At 64.4% G+C, this 16,360-nt stretch carries 10 protein-coding genes and 3 rRNA genes; all 13 read right to left on the bottom strand.

All coding sequences use genetic code 11. The annotated features are described in order from the left end of the window. Positions 1-57 precede the first annotated feature (57 nt). The 13 genes from rrf to argC all read right to left on the bottom strand — a co-directional run bounded on the left by rrf (position 58) and on the right by argC (position 16,356). Positions 58-174: ribosomal RNA gene (rrf, locus tag OVA02_RS07700) — 5S ribosomal RNA — on the bottom strand. A gap of 160 nt (positions 175-334) precedes the next feature. Then, a 23S ribosomal RNA gene (locus OVA02_RS07695) occupies positions 335-3,458 on the bottom strand. 468 nt (positions 3,459-3,926) lie between these two features. Then, positions 3,927-5,446: ribosomal RNA gene (locus OVA02_RS07690) — 16S ribosomal RNA — on the bottom strand. The 16S, 23S and 5S rRNA genes sit together here, the layout of an rRNA operon. A gap of 664 nt (positions 5,447-6,110) precedes the next feature. Then, positions 6,111-7,349 carry a tyrosine--tRNA ligase gene (tyrS, locus tag OVA02_RS07685; RefSeq protein WP_082460607.1) on the bottom strand — a complete coding sequence of 413 codons (1,239 nt, stop codon included), beginning with the start codon at positions 7,347-7,349 and terminating at the stop codon, positions 6,111-6,113. A gap of 110 nt (positions 7,350-7,459) precedes the next feature. Continuing rightward, positions 7,460-8,104 carry a DNA-3-methyladenine glycosylase gene (locus OVA02_RS07680; RefSeq protein ID WP_157485480.1) on the bottom strand — a complete coding sequence of 215 codons (645 nt, stop codon included), beginning with the start codon at positions 8,102-8,104 and terminating at the stop codon, positions 7,460-7,462. 31 nt (positions 8,105-8,135) lie between these two features. Then, on the bottom strand, positions 8,136-8,273 hold the full coding sequence (locus OVA02_RS07675) for a hypothetical protein (RefSeq protein WP_192122614.1): 138 nt from the start codon (positions 8,271-8,273) through the stop codon (positions 8,136-8,138). Next, positions 8,270-9,736, bottom strand: a complete 1,467-nt coding sequence (gene argH / locus OVA02_RS07670) for an argininosuccinate lyase (RefSeq protein ID WP_267659556.1) — start codon at positions 9,734-9,736, stop codon at positions 8,270-8,272. Before argH ends, OVA02_RS07675 begins: the two co-directional genes overlap by 4 nt. Then, complete coding sequence (locus OVA02_RS07665) at positions 9,733-10,935, bottom strand: argininosuccinate synthase (protein ID WP_267659555.1); 1,203 nt, start codon at positions 10,933-10,935, stop codon at positions 9,733-9,735. Before OVA02_RS07665 ends, argH begins: the two co-directional genes overlap by 4 nt. A gap of 55 nt (positions 10,936-10,990) precedes the next feature. Beyond that, positions 10,991-11,911 (bottom strand): ornithine carbamoyltransferase, encoded by a 921-nt coding sequence (gene argF, locus OVA02_RS07660; protein WP_123571769.1) that lies wholly within the window; start codon positions 11,909-11,911, stop codon positions 10,991-10,993. Further along, the gene (locus tag OVA02_RS07655) at positions 11,908-13,104 is read right to left on the bottom strand and encodes an acetylornithine transaminase (RefSeq protein ID WP_123571770.1); all 1,197 of its coding nucleotides are present in this window, start codon (positions 13,102-13,104) and stop codon (positions 11,908-11,910) included. Before OVA02_RS07655 ends, argF begins: the two co-directional genes overlap by 4 nt. 2 nt (positions 13,105-13,106) lie before the next feature. Further along, on the bottom strand, positions 13,107-14,153 hold the full coding sequence (gene argB, locus OVA02_RS07650; RefSeq protein WP_137847534.1) for an acetylglutamate kinase: 1,047 nt from the start codon (positions 14,151-14,153) through the stop codon (positions 13,107-13,109). Then, the gene (gene argJ, locus OVA02_RS07645; RefSeq protein WP_267659553.1) at positions 14,153-15,310 is read right to left on the bottom strand and encodes a bifunctional glutamate N-acetyltransferase/amino-acid acetyltransferase ArgJ; all 1,158 of its coding nucleotides are present in this window, start codon (positions 15,308-15,310) and stop codon (positions 14,153-14,155) included. Before argJ ends, argB begins: the two co-directional genes overlap by 1 nt. After that, complete coding sequence (gene argC, locus OVA02_RS07640) at positions 15,307-16,356, bottom strand: N-acetyl-gamma-glutamyl-phosphate reductase (RefSeq protein ID WP_267659552.1); 1,050 nt, start codon at positions 16,354-16,356, stop codon at positions 15,307-15,309. Before argC ends, argJ begins: the two co-directional genes overlap by 4 nt. Positions 16,357-16,360: the final 4 nt, after the last annotated feature.

Raw genomic sequence — 16,360 nt, 5'->3', positions numbered from 1 at the left:
GCCGCCCCAACTGGGGCGGCTCTTCTGGTGTTTCGTGTGCTGTTCGCACTAAAAGGAGTCCGGCGGTGTCCTACTCTCCCACAAGGTCCCCCTTGCAGTACCATCGGCGCTGAGAGTCTTAGCTTCCGGGTTCGGAATGTGACCGGGCGTTTCCCTCTCGCTATGGCCGCCGAAACATTTACCACACACCATCACTGGTGGTGAAGTCTGTTTCAGACCATGCACCCCATCCGTTACAGATGTGGCGACTTGTCTGTTGAGTTGTTCCCGACCGTATTTCGGGAACCACATAGTGGACGCAAGCAGCTTTCCCCCACCTCTACAGGGAGGGAGTGTTGTCAAGTTATCGGCTTATTAGTACCGGTCAGCTCCATGGGTCGTTAGTCCCCACTTCCACATCCGGCCTATCAACCCAGTAGTCTAGCTGGGAGCCTCTCACCCCTAAGGGTATGGAAATCTCATCTCGAAGCCGGCTTCCCGCTTAGATGCTTTCAGCGGTTATCCGTTCCGAACGTAGCTAATCAGCGGTGCCCTTGGCAGAACAACTGACACACCAGAGGTTCGTCCATCCCGGTCCTCTCGTACTAGGGATAGATCTTCTCAAATTTCCTACGCGCGCAGCGGATAGGGACCGAACTGTCTCACGACGTTCTAAACCCAGCTCGCGTACCGCTTTAATGGGCGAACAGCCCAACCCTTGGGACCTACTCCAGCCCCAGGATGCGACGAGCCGACATCGAGGTGCCAAACCATGCCGTCGATATGGACTCTTGGGCAAGATCAGCCTGTTATCCCCGAGGTACCTTTTATCCGTTGAGCGACAGCGCTTCCACAAGCCACTGCCGGATCACTAGTCCCGACTTTCGTCCCTGCTCGACTTGTCAGTCTCACAGTCAAGCTCCCTTGTGCACTTACACTCGACACCTGATTGCCAACCAGGTTGAGGGAACCTTTGGGCGCCTCCGTTACTTTTTGGGAGGCAACCGCCCCAGTTAAACTACCCACCAGGCACTGTCCCAGAACCGGATCACGGTTCGTAGTTAGATATCCAAAGTGACCAGAGTGGTATTTCAACAATGACTCCACCTGAACTAGCGTCCAAGCTTCACAGTCTCCCACCTATCCTACACAAGCCACTCCGAACACCAATACCAAGCTGTAGTAAAGGTCACGGGGTCTTTCCGTCCTGCTGCGCGTAACGAGCATCTTTACTCGTAGTGCAATTTCGCCGAGTTCGCGGTTGAGACAGCTGGGAAGTCGTTACGCCATTCGTGCAGGTCGGAACTTACCCGACAAGGAATTTCGCTACCTTAGGATGGTTATAGTTACCACCGCCGTTTACTGGGGCTTAAATTCTGAGCTTCGCTTGCGCTAACCCTTCCTCTTAACCTTCCAGCACCGGGCAGGCGTCAGTCCGTATACATCGTCTTGCGACTTGGCACGGACCTGTGTTTTTAGTAAACAGTCGCTTCCCACTGGTCTCTGCGGCCTTTCCCGCTCCGGGAGTAAATCCCATCACGGTTCCGGCCCCCCTTCTCCCGAAGTTACGGGGGCATTTTGCCGAGTTCCTTAACCACGATTCTCTCGATCTCCTTGGTATTCTCTACCTGACCACCTGAGTCGGTTTGGGGTACGGGCGGCTTGAACCTCACGTCGATGCTTTTCTCGGCAGCATAGGATCACTGATTTCCCCCAATCGGGGTACGCATCGGATCTCAGGCGCATTGACGACGGATTTGCCTATCGTCAGCCCTACATCCTTACACCAGGTTCACCTTACGGATACCATCGCCTGGCTCAGCTACCTTCCTGCGTCACACCTGTTAATACGTTAACCGCACCAGCATGGGGTCGAGCGTTAGACCGGCCGGCATCACCCCGAAGGGATCCACTCAGCCGGGTTAGGACTCTTAGCACCACTGGATTAGCTTGGGCGGTTCTTCGCCGGTACGGGAATATCAACCCGTTGTCCATCGACTACGCCTGTCGGCCTCGCCTTAGGTCCCGACTTACCCAGGGCGGATTAACCTGGCCCTGGAACCCTTGGTCTTTCGGAGGACGGGTTTCTCACCCGTCTTTCGCTACTCATGCCTGCATTCTCACTCGTGTGGCCTCCACGGCTGGTTTACACCGCCGCTTCACTGGCCACACGACGCTCTCCTACCACTCCGTACGACTGAACCACGAAGGCTTGTCTATAATACGAAATCTACAACTTCGGTGGTGTGCTTGAGCCCCGTTACATTGTCGGCGCGGAATCACTTGACCAGTGAGCTATTACGCACTCTTTCAAGGGTGGCTGCTTCTAAGCCAACCTCCTGGTTGTCTATGCAACTCCACATCCTTTCCCACTTAGCACACGCTTAGGGACCTTAGTTGGTAGTCTGGGTTGTTTCCCTCTCGACGATGAAGCTTATCCCCCACCGTCTCACTGCTGCGCTCTCACTTACCGGCATTCGGAGTTTGGCTGACGTCAGTAAGCTTTTGGGCCCCATCGGCCATCCAGTAGCTCTACCTCCGGCAAGAAAACACGCAACGCTGCACCTAAATGCATTTCGGAGAGAACCAGCTATCACGAAGTTTGATTGGCCTTTCACCCCTATCCACAGCTCATCCCCTCAGTTTTCAACCTAAGTGGGTTCGGTCCTCCACGACGTCTTACCGTCGCTTCAACCTGGCCATGGATAGATCACTTCGCTTCGGGTCTAGGACATGCGACTGGATCGCCCTATTAAGACTCGCTTTCGCTACGGCTACCCCACACGGGTTAACCTCGCCACATATCGCTAACTCGCAGGCTCATTCTTCAAAAGGCACGCTGTCACCCCTACAAGGAGGCTCCAACGGTTTGTAAGCAAACGGTTTCAGGTACTATTTCACTCCCCTCCCGGGGTACTTTTCACCTTTCCCTCACGGTACTTGTCCGCTATCGGTCATCTGGGAGTATTTAGGCTTATCAGGTGGTCCTGACAGATTCACACGGGATTTCTCGGGCCCCGAGCTACTTGGGATCCCCATTCAGCCAGCGCCAGCATTTCGGCTACGGGGTTCGCACCCTCTATGACCAGCCATTCAAAGCTGTTCGCCTATACTGCGCTGTAACTGTTCCTGTCCGGCAGAACAGGACAACGGGTCCCACAACCCCGACCATGCAACGACCGCCGTCTATCACACATGACCGGTTTAGCCTCTTCCGATTTCGCTCGCCACTACTGACGGAATCACTGTTGTTTTCTCTTCCTGTGGGTACTGAGATGTTTCACTTCCCCACGTTCCCTCTACCCGCCCTATATATTCAGGCGGGAGTCACCAGACATAACGCCTGGCGGGGTTTCCCCATTCGGAAATCCTCGGATCAGGGCTCGATTATCAGCTCCCCGAGGCTTATCGCAGATTTCTACGTCCTTCTTCGGCTCCAGATGCCAAGGCATCCACCGTTTGCTCTTAGAAACTTGACCACAAAGTTGCTGCCAGCCAAAGACTGACAGCTCAGTGTTATCTCATTCGCCAACCACACCCAAAGGGCGGATTGGTCTAAGAAATTGCACTTAGTATCACAAACAACAACCAACCCGAAGGCCGGCCCTGCTTGCGACTAAGATGCTCGCGTCCACTGTGTAGTTCTCAAAATACGGGCGGCACCATGATCACCCTGCGATTGATGCAGGACTTTCATGGCCCAGAGGAAAAACCCCCACACTCAAAGCATGGGTGCTTGGTCCCTCAGGACCCAACAGCGTGCACGCCCCCCACCTCGAACACCCTCACCTTCCAGACACCCGAAGGTGCCGTACTAGCGCTGATGCTCTCCGCGAAGAGCCATTGTCAATGTTCCACCCATGAGCGCCGGCCGAAGACATTCGCTTCGAAACCGACTTGACTCGTTGACCCCCGTGTATACCGCGGGGCGAGTACATGCTCCTTAGAAAGGAGGTGATCCAGCCGCACCTTCCGGTACGGCTACCTTGTTACGACTTAGTCCTAATCACCGATCCCACCTTCGACAGCTCCATCCACAAGGGTTAGGCCACTGGCTTCGGGTGTTACCGACTTTCATGACTTGACGGGCGGTGTGTACAAGGCCCGGGAACGTATTCACCGCAGCGTTGCTGATCTGCGATTACTAGCGACTCCGACTTCATGAGGTCGAGTTGCAGACCTCAATCCGAACTGAGACCGGCTTTTTGGGATTCGCTCCACCTTACGGTATCGCAGCCCTTTGTACCGGCCATTGTAGCATGCGTGAAGCCCAAGACATAAGGGGCATGATGATTTGACGTCATCCCCACCTTCCTCCGAGTTGACCCCGGCAGTCTCCTATGAGTTCCCACCATAACGTGCTGGCAACATAGAACGAGGGTTGCGCTCGTTGCGGGACTTAACCCAACATCTCACGACACGAGCTGACGACAACCATGCACCACCTGTATACCGACCTTGCGGGGCGACCATCTCTGGACGTTTCCGGTATATGTCAAGCCTTGGTAAGGTTCTTCGCGTTGCATCGAATTAATCCGCATGCTCCGCCGCTTGTGCGGGCCCCCGTCAATTCCTTTGAGTTTTAGCCTTGCGGCCGTACTCCCCAGGCGGGGAACTTAATGCGTTAGCTGCGACACGGAGACCGTGGAATGGCCCCCACATCTAGTTCCCAACGTTTACGGCATGGACTACCAGGGTATCTAATCCTGTTCGCTCCCCATGCTTTCGCTCCTCAGCGTCAGTTACGGCCCAGAGATCTGCCTTCGCCATCGGTGTTCCTCCTGATATCTGCGCATTCCACCGCTACACCAGGAATTCCAATCTCCCCTACCGCACTCTAGTCTGCCCGTACCCACTGCAGGCTGGGGGTTGAGCCCCCAGATTTCACAGCAGACGCGACAAACCGCCTACGAGCTCTTTACGCCCAATAATTCCGGACAACGCTTGCACCCTACGTATTACCGCGGCTGCTGGCACGTAGTTAGCCGGTGCTTTTTCTGCAGGTACCGTCACTTTCGCTTCTTCCCTACTAAAAGAGGTTTACAACCCGAAGGCCGTCATCCCTCACGCGGCGTTGCTGCATCAGGCTTTCGCCCATTGTGCAATATTCCCCACTGCTGCCTCCCGTAGGAGTCTGGGCCGTGTCTCAGTCCCAGTGTGGCCGGTCACCCTCTCAGGCCGGCTACCCGTCGTCGCCTTGGTGAGCCATTACCTCACCAACTAGCTGATAGGCCGCGAGTCCATCCTTGACCAAAATTCTTTCCAACTCCTAGCCATGCGGCTGAAGCTCGTATCCGGTATTAGACGCCATTTCTAGCGCTTATCCCAGAGTCAAGGGCAGGTTACTCACGTGTTACTCACCCGTTCGCCACTAATCCCTGGAGCAAGCTCCAGTTCATCGTTCGACTTGCATGTGTTAAGCACGCCGCCAGCGTTCGTCCTGAGCCAGGATCAAACTCTCCGTAAAAGAAAAAACAGCACAACCGGAATAGGCCATGACTGCTGAATTTGATGCTGACTAAAGAACAAAACAATCTGACGATTGTTGTTGTCCATCAATCTCAAAGAAACCTAAACACCACTCACAACCCCACCAAAGATGAAGCCACAAGCAATGCCAGGGTATAATTTGGCATTTGACAATGTGCACGCTGTTGAGTTCTCAAGGACCAAACGCACTCGAGGCCCGGCCGGAAAGACCTTCGCTCGAAGCTGCTGTGGAACCGTACCATCCTGATGGACCAAGTCGGAACGACTCGATTTCCAGCCCCCACGCGGTGAGGACCAGCACCTGGCTTTGACCAGAGGATGGATTTGAAACCCTACCACACGAATCGCAAGCCGTAAACGGCTTGGCTTCGGGGAGGATGTCACCACTTGAGGCCGGGGAACTCCGGAGCAGAACCATTGCTGGTCGCTGTCCTAGCCGTTCCGCCGCACCTTTGGGCTGACTCGGATTACTTTACACAGCTCACCGGTCGCACCTCCAAATGTCGAGGCATCCCGGGCGTGTCGCGTGACTGAATCCCTGAAAGTACGGCCAACCGCGTGCGTCCCCTGCCGTGGGATGACGTCAAGCCCGCCCCCTCGACGAGGGAACGGGCTTCCGTCGTCCGGAGGTCGATTCGGGGTCAGACCTTGACGGTGACGCCGGCCAGCGTCTTCTTACCGCGTCGGAGCACGACGACTCCCCCGTCGAGGCTCGAGTCGGCGACCAGAGCATCACCGTTCTCGACCCGGGTGTTGTTCACGTAGACGCCACCCTCCGCCGTCGCCCGGCGGGCGGCACCCAACGACACGACGAGTCCGGTGTCGACCAACGCCTGAGCGATCGTGGTCGACGCATCGGCCTCGGCCGCCGGCAACTCGGCGATGGCACTGGCGAGAGTCCGCGGGTCGAGGACCGCGAGGTCTCCTTGCCCGAAGAGGGCGGCGGCTGCGTCGATGGCCGACTGCGTGGCCGAGGTGCCGTGGACCAGGGACGTGACGTTCCAGGCCAACGCTCGCTGCGCCTCCCGACGGAACGGTTCGTCGGCGACGGCGCTCTCGAGCCGCTCGATCTCGGAACGCGAGAGGAACGTGAAGACCTTGAGCCGAGGGACGACGTCGGCGTCGTCGGTGTTGAGCCAGAACTGGTACATCGCGTACGGGCTGGTCAACTCGGCGTCGAGCCAGACCGCGTTGCCCTCGCTCTTGCCGAACTTGGTGCCGTCGGTGTTGGTGATCAGCGGCGTGCCGATCGCGTGGACCGAGACGCCTTCGGTGCGGCGGATGAGTTCGGTGCCACTGGTGAGGTTGCCCCACTGGTCGCTGCCGCCGGTCTGCAGGACGCAGTCGTAGCTGCGGTAGAGCTCGCGGAAGTCGAGGCCCTGGAGGATCTGGTAGCTGAACTCGGTGTAGCTGATGCCGGCGTCGGAGTTGAGACGCGCGGCCACGGCGTCTTTCTTGAGCATGGTGTTGACGCGGAAGTTCTTGCCGATGTCGCGCAGGAACTCGATGGCGCTGAGCGGAGACGTCCAGTCGAGGTTGTTCACCACTCGGAGACCGTTGTCACCGTCGGGCGAGAGGAACTTCTCGACGTGGACGCGGATGCGGTCGACCCACTCGGCCGTCTGCTCGGGCGTCTTGAGCACCCGCTCGGCGGTGGGGCGTGGATCGCCGATGAGGCCGGTGGACCCGCCCACGAGTCCCAGGGGCCGGTGACCGGCGAGCTGCAGGCGGCGCATGGTGAGCAACTGCACGAGGTTGCCGAGGTGGAGGCTGGGGGCCGTCGGGTCGAAACCGCAGTAGTACGTGATCGGCGCACCGGCGAGAAGGGTCTTGAGGGCGTCGGCATCGGTCGACACGTGCACCAGGCCGCGCCACTGCATCTCGTCCCACACGTCGTCGAACGAGGGGTCGTTGCTCTGGGCGGCCAGGACGTCTGCAGTCGTTTCACTGGTCACGTCGGAAACGGTACCAGCGGCCTCCGTCACCGTCTTCACGCCCCACCGCGTCGTCGCGAGACGGCGGCGCGGTACGGGGAGACCGAGGGATCACCCTCGAGCGAGAAGCGCCACGGGAACGCGTCGCCACCGGCGTGACCCGACACACCGACACGCGGGCCGGCGGCGATCGGACCGACCGGTGCGGACGGGAGGCGAAGGCGGAACCGCGCCTCCTGACCGGGGGTGTCGGCGACGAGGCGTGAGCCGTCGTCGCCGAGCTCCATGCCGAGTGCGGAGCCGATACGGCCGGGACCTCGGGCGAGGTCGGCCGACGTCCGCGACGTGGTCCGGCGCGCCCGGACCTCGTCGACGCCGGCCACCACTTCGCCCGAACGCAAGAGGACACCGGACGCGAAGCCCTCGGGCCCGCACACGATGTTGACGCAGCGGTGGATGCCGTAGGACAGGTACACGTAGAGCGTTCCGCCGCGTTCGAACATGCTGTCGTTGCGCGCCGACCGGCCCCGGTGCGCATGCGAGCCGGGGTCCTGCCCCTGACCGTGGTACGCCTCGACCTCGGTCAGGCGGATGCCGACGCCGCCCGACCAGAAGACCGAGCCCAGGAGGCGCGGCGCGACGGCCAGCGCCGGTTCGGCCAGCAGTGCCTCGAGCACGTCGTCGTCGGGTGTCGTCGTCACCGCTCCCCCGTGCTCACCGCGATCGTCTCGTTCAGAAGAAGCGCTGACCACTGGCGACCGCGATCACCGCGACGGCGACGAGCACCGCCACGGCGATCGCGACGACGACGGGGACCACCCAGGCACGGACCGGCCGGTCGTCACGAGCGCCCGGTCGTCGACGGGTCACGCTGCCGCCGGGGCGAGGGACCGGACCAGGTGGCGCATCTGCTCGGTCAGCTGCGCGAGCTGCTCGGCGACCCGCTCGGGAGCCGTGCCGCCGGCCCCTCGACGGCTGGCGATCGAGCCCTCGACCGTCAGGACGGGGCGGATCTCGGGTGTGAGATGCGCCGAGACGAACCGGTACTGCTCGTCGGTGGGCTCGTGCAGCTCGAGGTCGTGCTGTTCACAGAACCGCACCAGCTCGCCGCTGATCTCGTGTGCGTCGCGGAACGTGACCCCCTGACGGACCAGCCACTCGGCGACGTCGGTCGCGAGTGAGAATCCTTGCGGCGCGAGCTCGGCCATGCGGACCTCGTCGAAATCGAGGGTCGCCACCATGCCCGTGAACGCCGGGAGCAGCACCTCGAGCTGGCTGACCGAGTCGAACACCGGCTCTTTGTCTTCCTGGAGATCTCGGTTGTAGGCCAGCGGCAGCCCTTTGAGCGTCGCGAGCAGACCCGTCAGGTTGCCGATGAGCCGCCCCGACTTGCCGCGCGCGAGCTCGGCGATGTCGGGGTTCTTCTTCTGCGGCATGATGCTCGACCCGGTCGAGAACGCGTCGTGCAGACGGACGAAGCCGAATTCGCGGGTGTTCCAGAGGATGATCTCTTCGGCCAGCCGCGAGAGGTCGATGCCGATGGACGCCGTGACGAACGCGAACTCCGACACGACGTCACGACTGGCCGTCGCGTCGATCGAGTTCTCGGTCGTGCGGTCGAAGCCCAGATCGGTCGCCACGAGGAGCGGGTCGAGCCCCAGCGAGCTACCCGCGAGGGCACCCGCTCCGTACGGCGAGGCACCGGCCCGACGCGACCAGTCGCGCAGGCGCTCGAGGTCGCGGACCAGAGGCCAGGCGTGGGCGAGGAGGTGGTGCGCCAACAGCACCGGCTGGGCGTGCTGGAGGTGCGTCCGGCCGGGCATCACGGCCGACGGGTGGGCCGTCGCCTGACCGGCGATCGCGTCGACCAGGTCGACGACCTGCCGGCCGATGACGCGGGCGTGGTCGCGCAGGTACAAGCGCACCAGCGTCGCGATCTGGTCGTTGCGGCTACGCCCCGCCCGGAGCTTGCCGCCGAGCTCGGCGCCGGCGATGCCGATGAGGCCCCGCTCGAGGGCGGAGTGCACGTCCTCGTCGGTCTCGGCCGCGGTGAACGTGCCGTCGAGCACGTCCGACTCGAGCCGGTCGAGCGCCGACAGCATGGCCTCGAGCTCGGACGCGTCGAGGTATCCCGCCGCCGCCAGAGCCCTGGCGTGTGCCCGCGACCCGGCGATGTCGTACGAGGCCAGCTGCCAGTCGAACTGCGTGGACTTGCTGAGCGCGGCGAGCTCGGCGGACGGCCCGGAGGCGAAGCGGCCGCCCCAGAGGGCGCCCGCCTCGCCTGCTCGCTCGTTCTTGCCCGACCCTTCGCCGAGCCCGCTCGCGTCGGTCACGCCCCGTGGGCCAGGTCGCGACGAGCCGAGATCTTGCTGGGCAGCGACCAGATCTCGATGAAGCCCTTCGACAGGGACTGGTCGAAGGTGTCTCCCGTGTCGTAGGTCGCGAGGTCGAAGTCGTAGAGGCTCGCGTCGCTCTTCTGACCGGTGACGACCGCGCGCCCGCCCTGCAGCTTGAGACGGATCTCGCCCGACACGTACTTCTGCGTGTCGTCGATGAAGACGTCGAGCGACCGCTTGAGACCCGAGAACCACAGGCCGTCGTAGACGAGGTTGGACCACTCGGCCTCGACGCCACGCTTGTACCGGCCGAGGTCGCGCTCGATGGTCAGGGCCTCCAACGCCTCGTGCGCGGCGATCAGCGCCATCGCGCCGGGGGCCTCGTAGACCTCGCGGCTCTTGATGCCGACGAGCCGGTCCTCGACGACGTCGATGCGGCCGACGCCGTGCTTGCCGGCGAGCTCGTTCATGCGCTCGACGATGCCCAGCGGGGTGAACGCCACGCCGTCGATCGCCGTCGGGACTCCGGCCTCGAAGCTGATGACGACCTCGTCGGCGTCCTTGACGACGGCCGGGTCTTGCGTGTACTCGTACAGGTCCTCGATGGGAGCGTTCCAGGGGTCCTCGAGGAACCCGGTCTCGACGGCACGGCCCCAGACGTTCTTGTCGATCGAGTAGGGGTTCTTGGCGCTCTGGCGGATGGGAAGGGCGTGCTCTTCCGCGTAGAGGATCGCCTTGTCGCGGGTGAGGGCCAGGTCACGGACCGGGGCGATGCTCGTCAGGTCGGGGGCGAGGGCCGCGACGGCCGCCTCGAAGCGGACCTGGTCGTTGCCCTTGCCGGTGCACCCGTGGGCCACGCTGTTCGCACCCAGTTCCTTCGCGACCGACGCCAGGTGGCGGGCGATCAGCGGACGGCTGAGGGCGGACACCAGCGGGTAGGTCTTCTGGTACAGCGCGTTGGCCTTGAGGGCCGGCATCAGGTAATCGGTGCCGAACTCTTCTTTGGCGTCGACGACGACCGATTCGACCGCACCGCAGTCGAGGGCACGCTGTCGGATGTCTTCCATGTCCTCTCCGCCCTGTCCGACGTCGACGGCGAGGGCGACCACCTCTTTTCCGGTGGCATCGGCCAACCAGCCGATGCCGACCGAGGTGTCGAGGCCTCCTGAGTATGCGAGGACGACGCGTTCCGCCATGGTTCTCCTTGAGTGGTGTGGGTGTGGCTACGTGTGTGTGAGGTGGTGGGGGTGCTCAGCGGGCCAGCAGCCAGGTGAGCAGCGCCTTCTGGGCGTGCAGCCGGTTCTCGGCCTCGTCCCAGATGACGCTGGTCGGGCCGTCGATGACGTCGGCCGTGACCTCGTACCCGCGGTCGGCGGGGAGACAGTGCAGGAAGATCGCGTCGGGGTCGGCCTGGGCCATCAAGGCCTGGTCGACCTTGAACGATCCGAAGACGGCGACCCGTTCGTCTTTCTCGTCCTCCTTGCCCATCGAGACCCAGGTGTCGGTCACGACGACGTCGACCCCGGCGACGGCCTCGACCGCGTCGGTCGTGACGAGCACGGAGCCGCCCGTCCGCGCGGCGATCGCCTCGGCGTCGGCCACGACGGTCGGGTCGGGCAGGAAGCCCTCGGGGGCACCGATGCGGACGTGCATGCCCGCGGTCGCGCAGGCCAGCAGGTACGACTGGCCCATGTTGCAGCGCCCGTCACCGACGAAGGCCACCGAGAGGCCGGCGAGCGTGCCCTTCTTCTCGCGGATGGTCTGCAGGTCGGCGAGCAGCTGACACGGGTGGAAGTCGTCGCTCAACGCGTTGACGACGGGCACGGTCGTCCCCGCCGCCATCTCTTCGAGGCCGGACTGCGCGTAGGTGCGCCAGACGATGGCGGACACCATGCGCTCGAGCACGCGCGCCGTGTCGGACGGGGTCTCCTTGCCGCCGAGCTGGCTGTTCGCGGTGGCGATGATCAGCGGGCTGCCGCCGAGGTCGGCGATGCCGACCGCGAAGGAGACCCGGGTACGGGTCGACGACTTGTCGAAGATCACGGCGACGGTCTGCGGACCGGCCAGCGGGCGCTGGGACCAGCGGTCGCGCTTGAGTTCGTCGGCGAGATCGAGCACCTCGAGCTGCTCGGCGGTGGTCAGGTCGTCGTCCCGGAGGAAGTGGCGGGTCATTCGAGGCCTTTCAGGACGGTGGTCATGATCTGGGTGAACTCGGCGATCTCGTCGTCACCGACGATCAGGGGAGGCGCGAGACGGATGCTCGAGTCGTTGGGGGCGTTGACGATGAGGCCGGCCTCGAGGGCGTCGGCGGCGACCTGGGCCGCGACGGGCTGCGCCAGCCCCAGGCCGATCAGGAGGCCGTTGCCGCGGATCTCGCGGACGAGCGGCGAACCGATCGACTCGACGGCCGCGCGGAGCTGGTCGCCCCGGACGATCGCGTTGAGCACGAGCTGGCTCGACTCGATCTCGCCGAGCACGGCGTTGGCCGCGGCGGTCGCGAGCGGGTTGCCGCCGAAGGTGCTGCCGTGCTGACCGGCCTCGAACAGGTCGGACGTGTCGCCGAAGGTGATGAGCGCACCGATGGGGACTCCCCCGGCGATGCCCTTGGCGACGGTGATGGCGTCAGGGACGATGTCGTGCTGCTGGAAGGCGAACCACGAGCCGGTCCGGCCGATGCCGGTCTGGATCTCGTCGAGGATCAGCAGGGCCCCGTGCTTCGTGGTGAGTTCGCGGGCACGCTCGAGGTAGCCCTCGGGCAGGTCGACGACGCCGGCCTCGCCCTTGATCGGCTCGACGAACAGGGCGGCCACCGTACCGTCGAGGGCCGCTTCGAGTGCCTCGACGGTCGTGTCGATGTGCTCGACCCCGGGCATCATCGGCTCGAACGGTTCGCGCAGCGCCGGCTTGCCGGTCAGCGCGAGCGAGCCCATGGTGCGCCCGTGGAACGAGTTCTGCAGGGCGAGGATGCGGGTGCGCGAGCCGTCACCGCGGTTGAGGCGGGCCAGTTTGACCGCGGCCTCGTTGGCTTCGGCTCCGCTGTTGCCGAAGTAGACGCGCCCACGCTCGCCGGCACCGCTGATGCGGGTCAGCCGTTCGGCGAGCTCGACCTGCGGGGCCGTCGCGAAGTAGTTGGAGACGTGGATCAGCTTGCTCGCCTGCTCGGTGAGCGCCTCGACGAGCACCGGGTGGGCGTGTCCGAGGGCGTTCACGGCGATGCCCGCCAGGAAGTCGAGGTAACGCTTGCCGTCGACGTCCCAGACCTGGCAGCCCTCGCCGCGGTCGAGCATCACCTTCGGAGTGGACAGCGAACGCATCATCGAGTCGCCGAATCGGCGCTGCCAGGTACCGCCTTGGGTCTGGATCATGGTCACGACTGTCCTTTCGTGTCGGTGCCGCTCACGGCAGGGCCACCCGGAGCGGTGCCCCCGGTGGTGACGATCTCGCCGGCGGGGGTGCCGAACGAGGTGACGACGGGGGCGCCGGTCGACGCCGCCCGGTCGTCGGGAACCACCTCGGTGCCCGACCCGCGTTGGGTGAACACCTCGAGGAGGATCGAGTGCGGGATGCGACCGTCGATGATGGTCGCTCCTCCGACGCCACCGACGACCGAGTCGAGGCAGGCGCGCATCTTGGGGATCATGCCCGACTCGAGGGTCGGGAGCATGTCGGTGAGGGCCGACACCGTGATGGCCTCGACGAGCGAGTCGCGGTTCGGCCAGTCGGCGTAGAGCCCGGCGACGTCGGTCAGGACGACGAGCTTGGCCGCACCGAGGGCGATGGCCAGGGCCCCCGCCGCCGCATCGGCGTTGACGTTGAGGGCGTGTTCCGGGTCGATCGTGTTCGTCGCGATCGACGACACCACGGGAATGCGCCCCGCCTCGATCTCGGCCAGCACCGACGACGGGTCGACGTGTGTCACGTCGCCCACGTGTCCCAGGTCGAAGGTCTCGCCGTCGACCACCACACCGCGCTTGCGACCCTCGAACAAGGTCGAGCCCTCGCCGGAGACACCGCGGGCCAGGTCGCCGTGCTCGTTGATCAGGTCGACGATCTCGCGGTTGACCTCGCCGGCCAGGACGTCGCGCACGACCGAGATCGCCTCGGTCGACGTGTAGCGGTAGCCGCCCCGGAACTCGCTCTCGATGCCGGCGGCGTCGAGGGCGGCGGAGATCTGTGGCCCCCCGCCGTGGACGACCACCGGGTGCAACCCGGCGTACCGCAGGTAGACCATGTCCTCGGCGAACGCCTGCTTGAGGGCGTCGTCGACCATGGCGTTGCCGCCGAACTTGACGACGACGACCTTGCCCGAGAAGCGCTTCAGCCAGGGCAGGGACTCGATCAGGGTCGAGGCCTTGACCGCCGCGAGCTCTTGCTCGTCGGCCGCCGTCGCACCGGTGCTCGTGTGGACGCCCATCAGCTGGAGTACGCGCTGTTCTCGTGCACGTAGTCGTGCGTGAGATCGTTCGTCAGGATGGTCGCCTCGACCGGCCCCGTCTTCAGGTCGACGAGCACGTGGACCGCTCGCGGCGTCAGGTCGACGTCGTCGCTCGGCCGATCGGGTGCCCCGGCGTGGCAGACGCGGACGCCGTTGATGGTCACGTCGACGTCGTAGGGGTCGAACTCGGCCGACGTGGTGCCGATGGCGGCGAGCACGCGGCCCCAGTTGGGGTCGTTGCCGAAGACGGCTGCCTTGAAGAGGTTGTTGCGAGCGATCGAACGGCCCACCTCGACGGCGTCGTCGTCGGATGCCGCCCCCACGATCTCGATGCGGATGTCGTGCGAGGCACCCTCGGCGTCGGCCTGCAACTGCTCGGCGAGGTCGGCACAGAGCGCCGTGACCGCCGCCGCGAAGTCGCCGGCAGGAGGCGCGACACCGGACTCGGCGCTGGCCAACAACACGACGGTGTCGTTCGTCGACATGCAGCCGTCCGAGTCGAGACGGTCGAAGGTGACCCGGGTCGCCTCGCGGAGTGCGGAATCGAGACCGGACGCGTCGACGTCGGCGTCCGTCGTGAGCACGACGAGCATCGTGGCGAGTCCGGGGGCGAGCATGCCCGCACCCTTGGCCATTCCGCCGACGACCCAGCCGTCACCCGAGACGACGGCCTGCTTGGGCTTGGTGTCGGTCGTCATGATGGCCGTGGCGGCATCGAGGCCGCCGTCGACCGACAGGGCGTCGGCCGCGGCCGTGGAGCCGCTCAGCACCTTGTCGCGGAAGGTCTGGTCGCCGACGCCGATGAGGCCCGTCGAGCAGACGAGGACGTCCGTCGCCGACACTCCGAGGGCGGCGGCCACGGTCTCGGCCGTGGAGTGCGTCGTCTGGAAGCCGAAGGCTCCCGTGAAGCAGTTCGCGCCTCCGGAATTGAGGACGACGGCGTCGACGCGACCGTCGGCTATGACCTGCTGGGACCACAGGACGGGGTTCGCCTTGGCCCTGTTGCTGGTGAAGACGGCCGCTGCAGCCGTGCTGCGACCTCGATTGACGACCAGGGCGACGTCCGGCGCGCCCGAGCTCTTGAGGCCGGCGACGACGCCGGAGGCCTCGAAACCGGCTGCTGCGGTGACGCTCACGGGGCGACTCCGTTCTGGCCGAGGCCGGTGGTCTCGGCCAGGCCGAGCGCGATGTTGGCGGACTGGACGGCGGCACCGGCCGTGCCCTTCACGAGGTTGTCGAGGGCGGTGACCACGACGACGCGGTCGGCGGCCTCATCGACGGCGAGTCCGATCAGGGCGGTGTTGGCACCGATCGTGTCGGCCGTCCGCGGGAACTCGCCGTCCGGCAGCAGGTGCACGAAGGGCTCGTTCGCGTAGGCCTGCTGCCAGGCGGATCGCACGTCGTGGGCGGTGACGCCCGGGGCGAGACGCGCCGTCGTCGTGGCGAGGATGCCCCGCGCCATCGGCACGAGCACCGGGGTGAACGAGACGTTCACCTCCGTCGCGCCGGCCACCCGGAGGTTCTGCTGGATCTCGGGGATGTGCCGGTGGCTGCCGCCCACCCCGTAGGCCGACGCCGACCCCATCAACTCGCTGGCCAACAGGTGGGTCTTGAGCGCCTTGCCCGCCCCGGACGGACCGACGGCCAGCACGGTCACGATGTCGGCGGTCTCGACGACGCCCGCCTGGACGCCGGGGGCCAGCCCCAGGGTCACCGCGGTGACGTTGCAGCCGGGCACCGCGATGCGCTTGGCCCCGACCAGGACGTCGCGCTGGCGACCCGGGGTGTCACCGAGGACGAGTTCGGGCAGGCCGTACGACCAGGCTCCGTAGAACTCGCCACCGTAGAACGACTGCCAGGCGGACTCGTCGGTCAACCGGTGGTCGGCACCACAGTCGACGACGAGCGTGTCGTCGGGCAACTGGGCGGTGATCGCCCCCGACTTGCCGTGGGGCAGGGCGAGGAACACGACGTCGTGCCCCGAGAGGGCTTCGGGGGTCGTGTCGACCAGGGTCAGGTGCGCCAACGAGCGCAGGTGCGGCTGGACCGCGAGGAGTGGCTGACCGGCGTTCTGGAACGCGGTGACGGTCTGCACCTCGAAGTCGGGATGCTCGGCCAGCAAGCGCAGGAGCTCACCACCGGCGTAACCACTCGCGCCGGCCACGGCAACGGAGAAAGGCATGCGT

Origin of the sequence: Frigoribacterium sp. SL97 (assembly GCF_026625765.1) — a bacterium.
Lineage (GTDB): Bacteria > Actinomycetota > Actinomycetes > Actinomycetales > Microbacteriaceae > Frigoribacterium.
The sequence above is the reverse complement of the archived record's forward strand: the minus strand, read 5'-3'. Positions and strand labels throughout refer to the sequence as shown.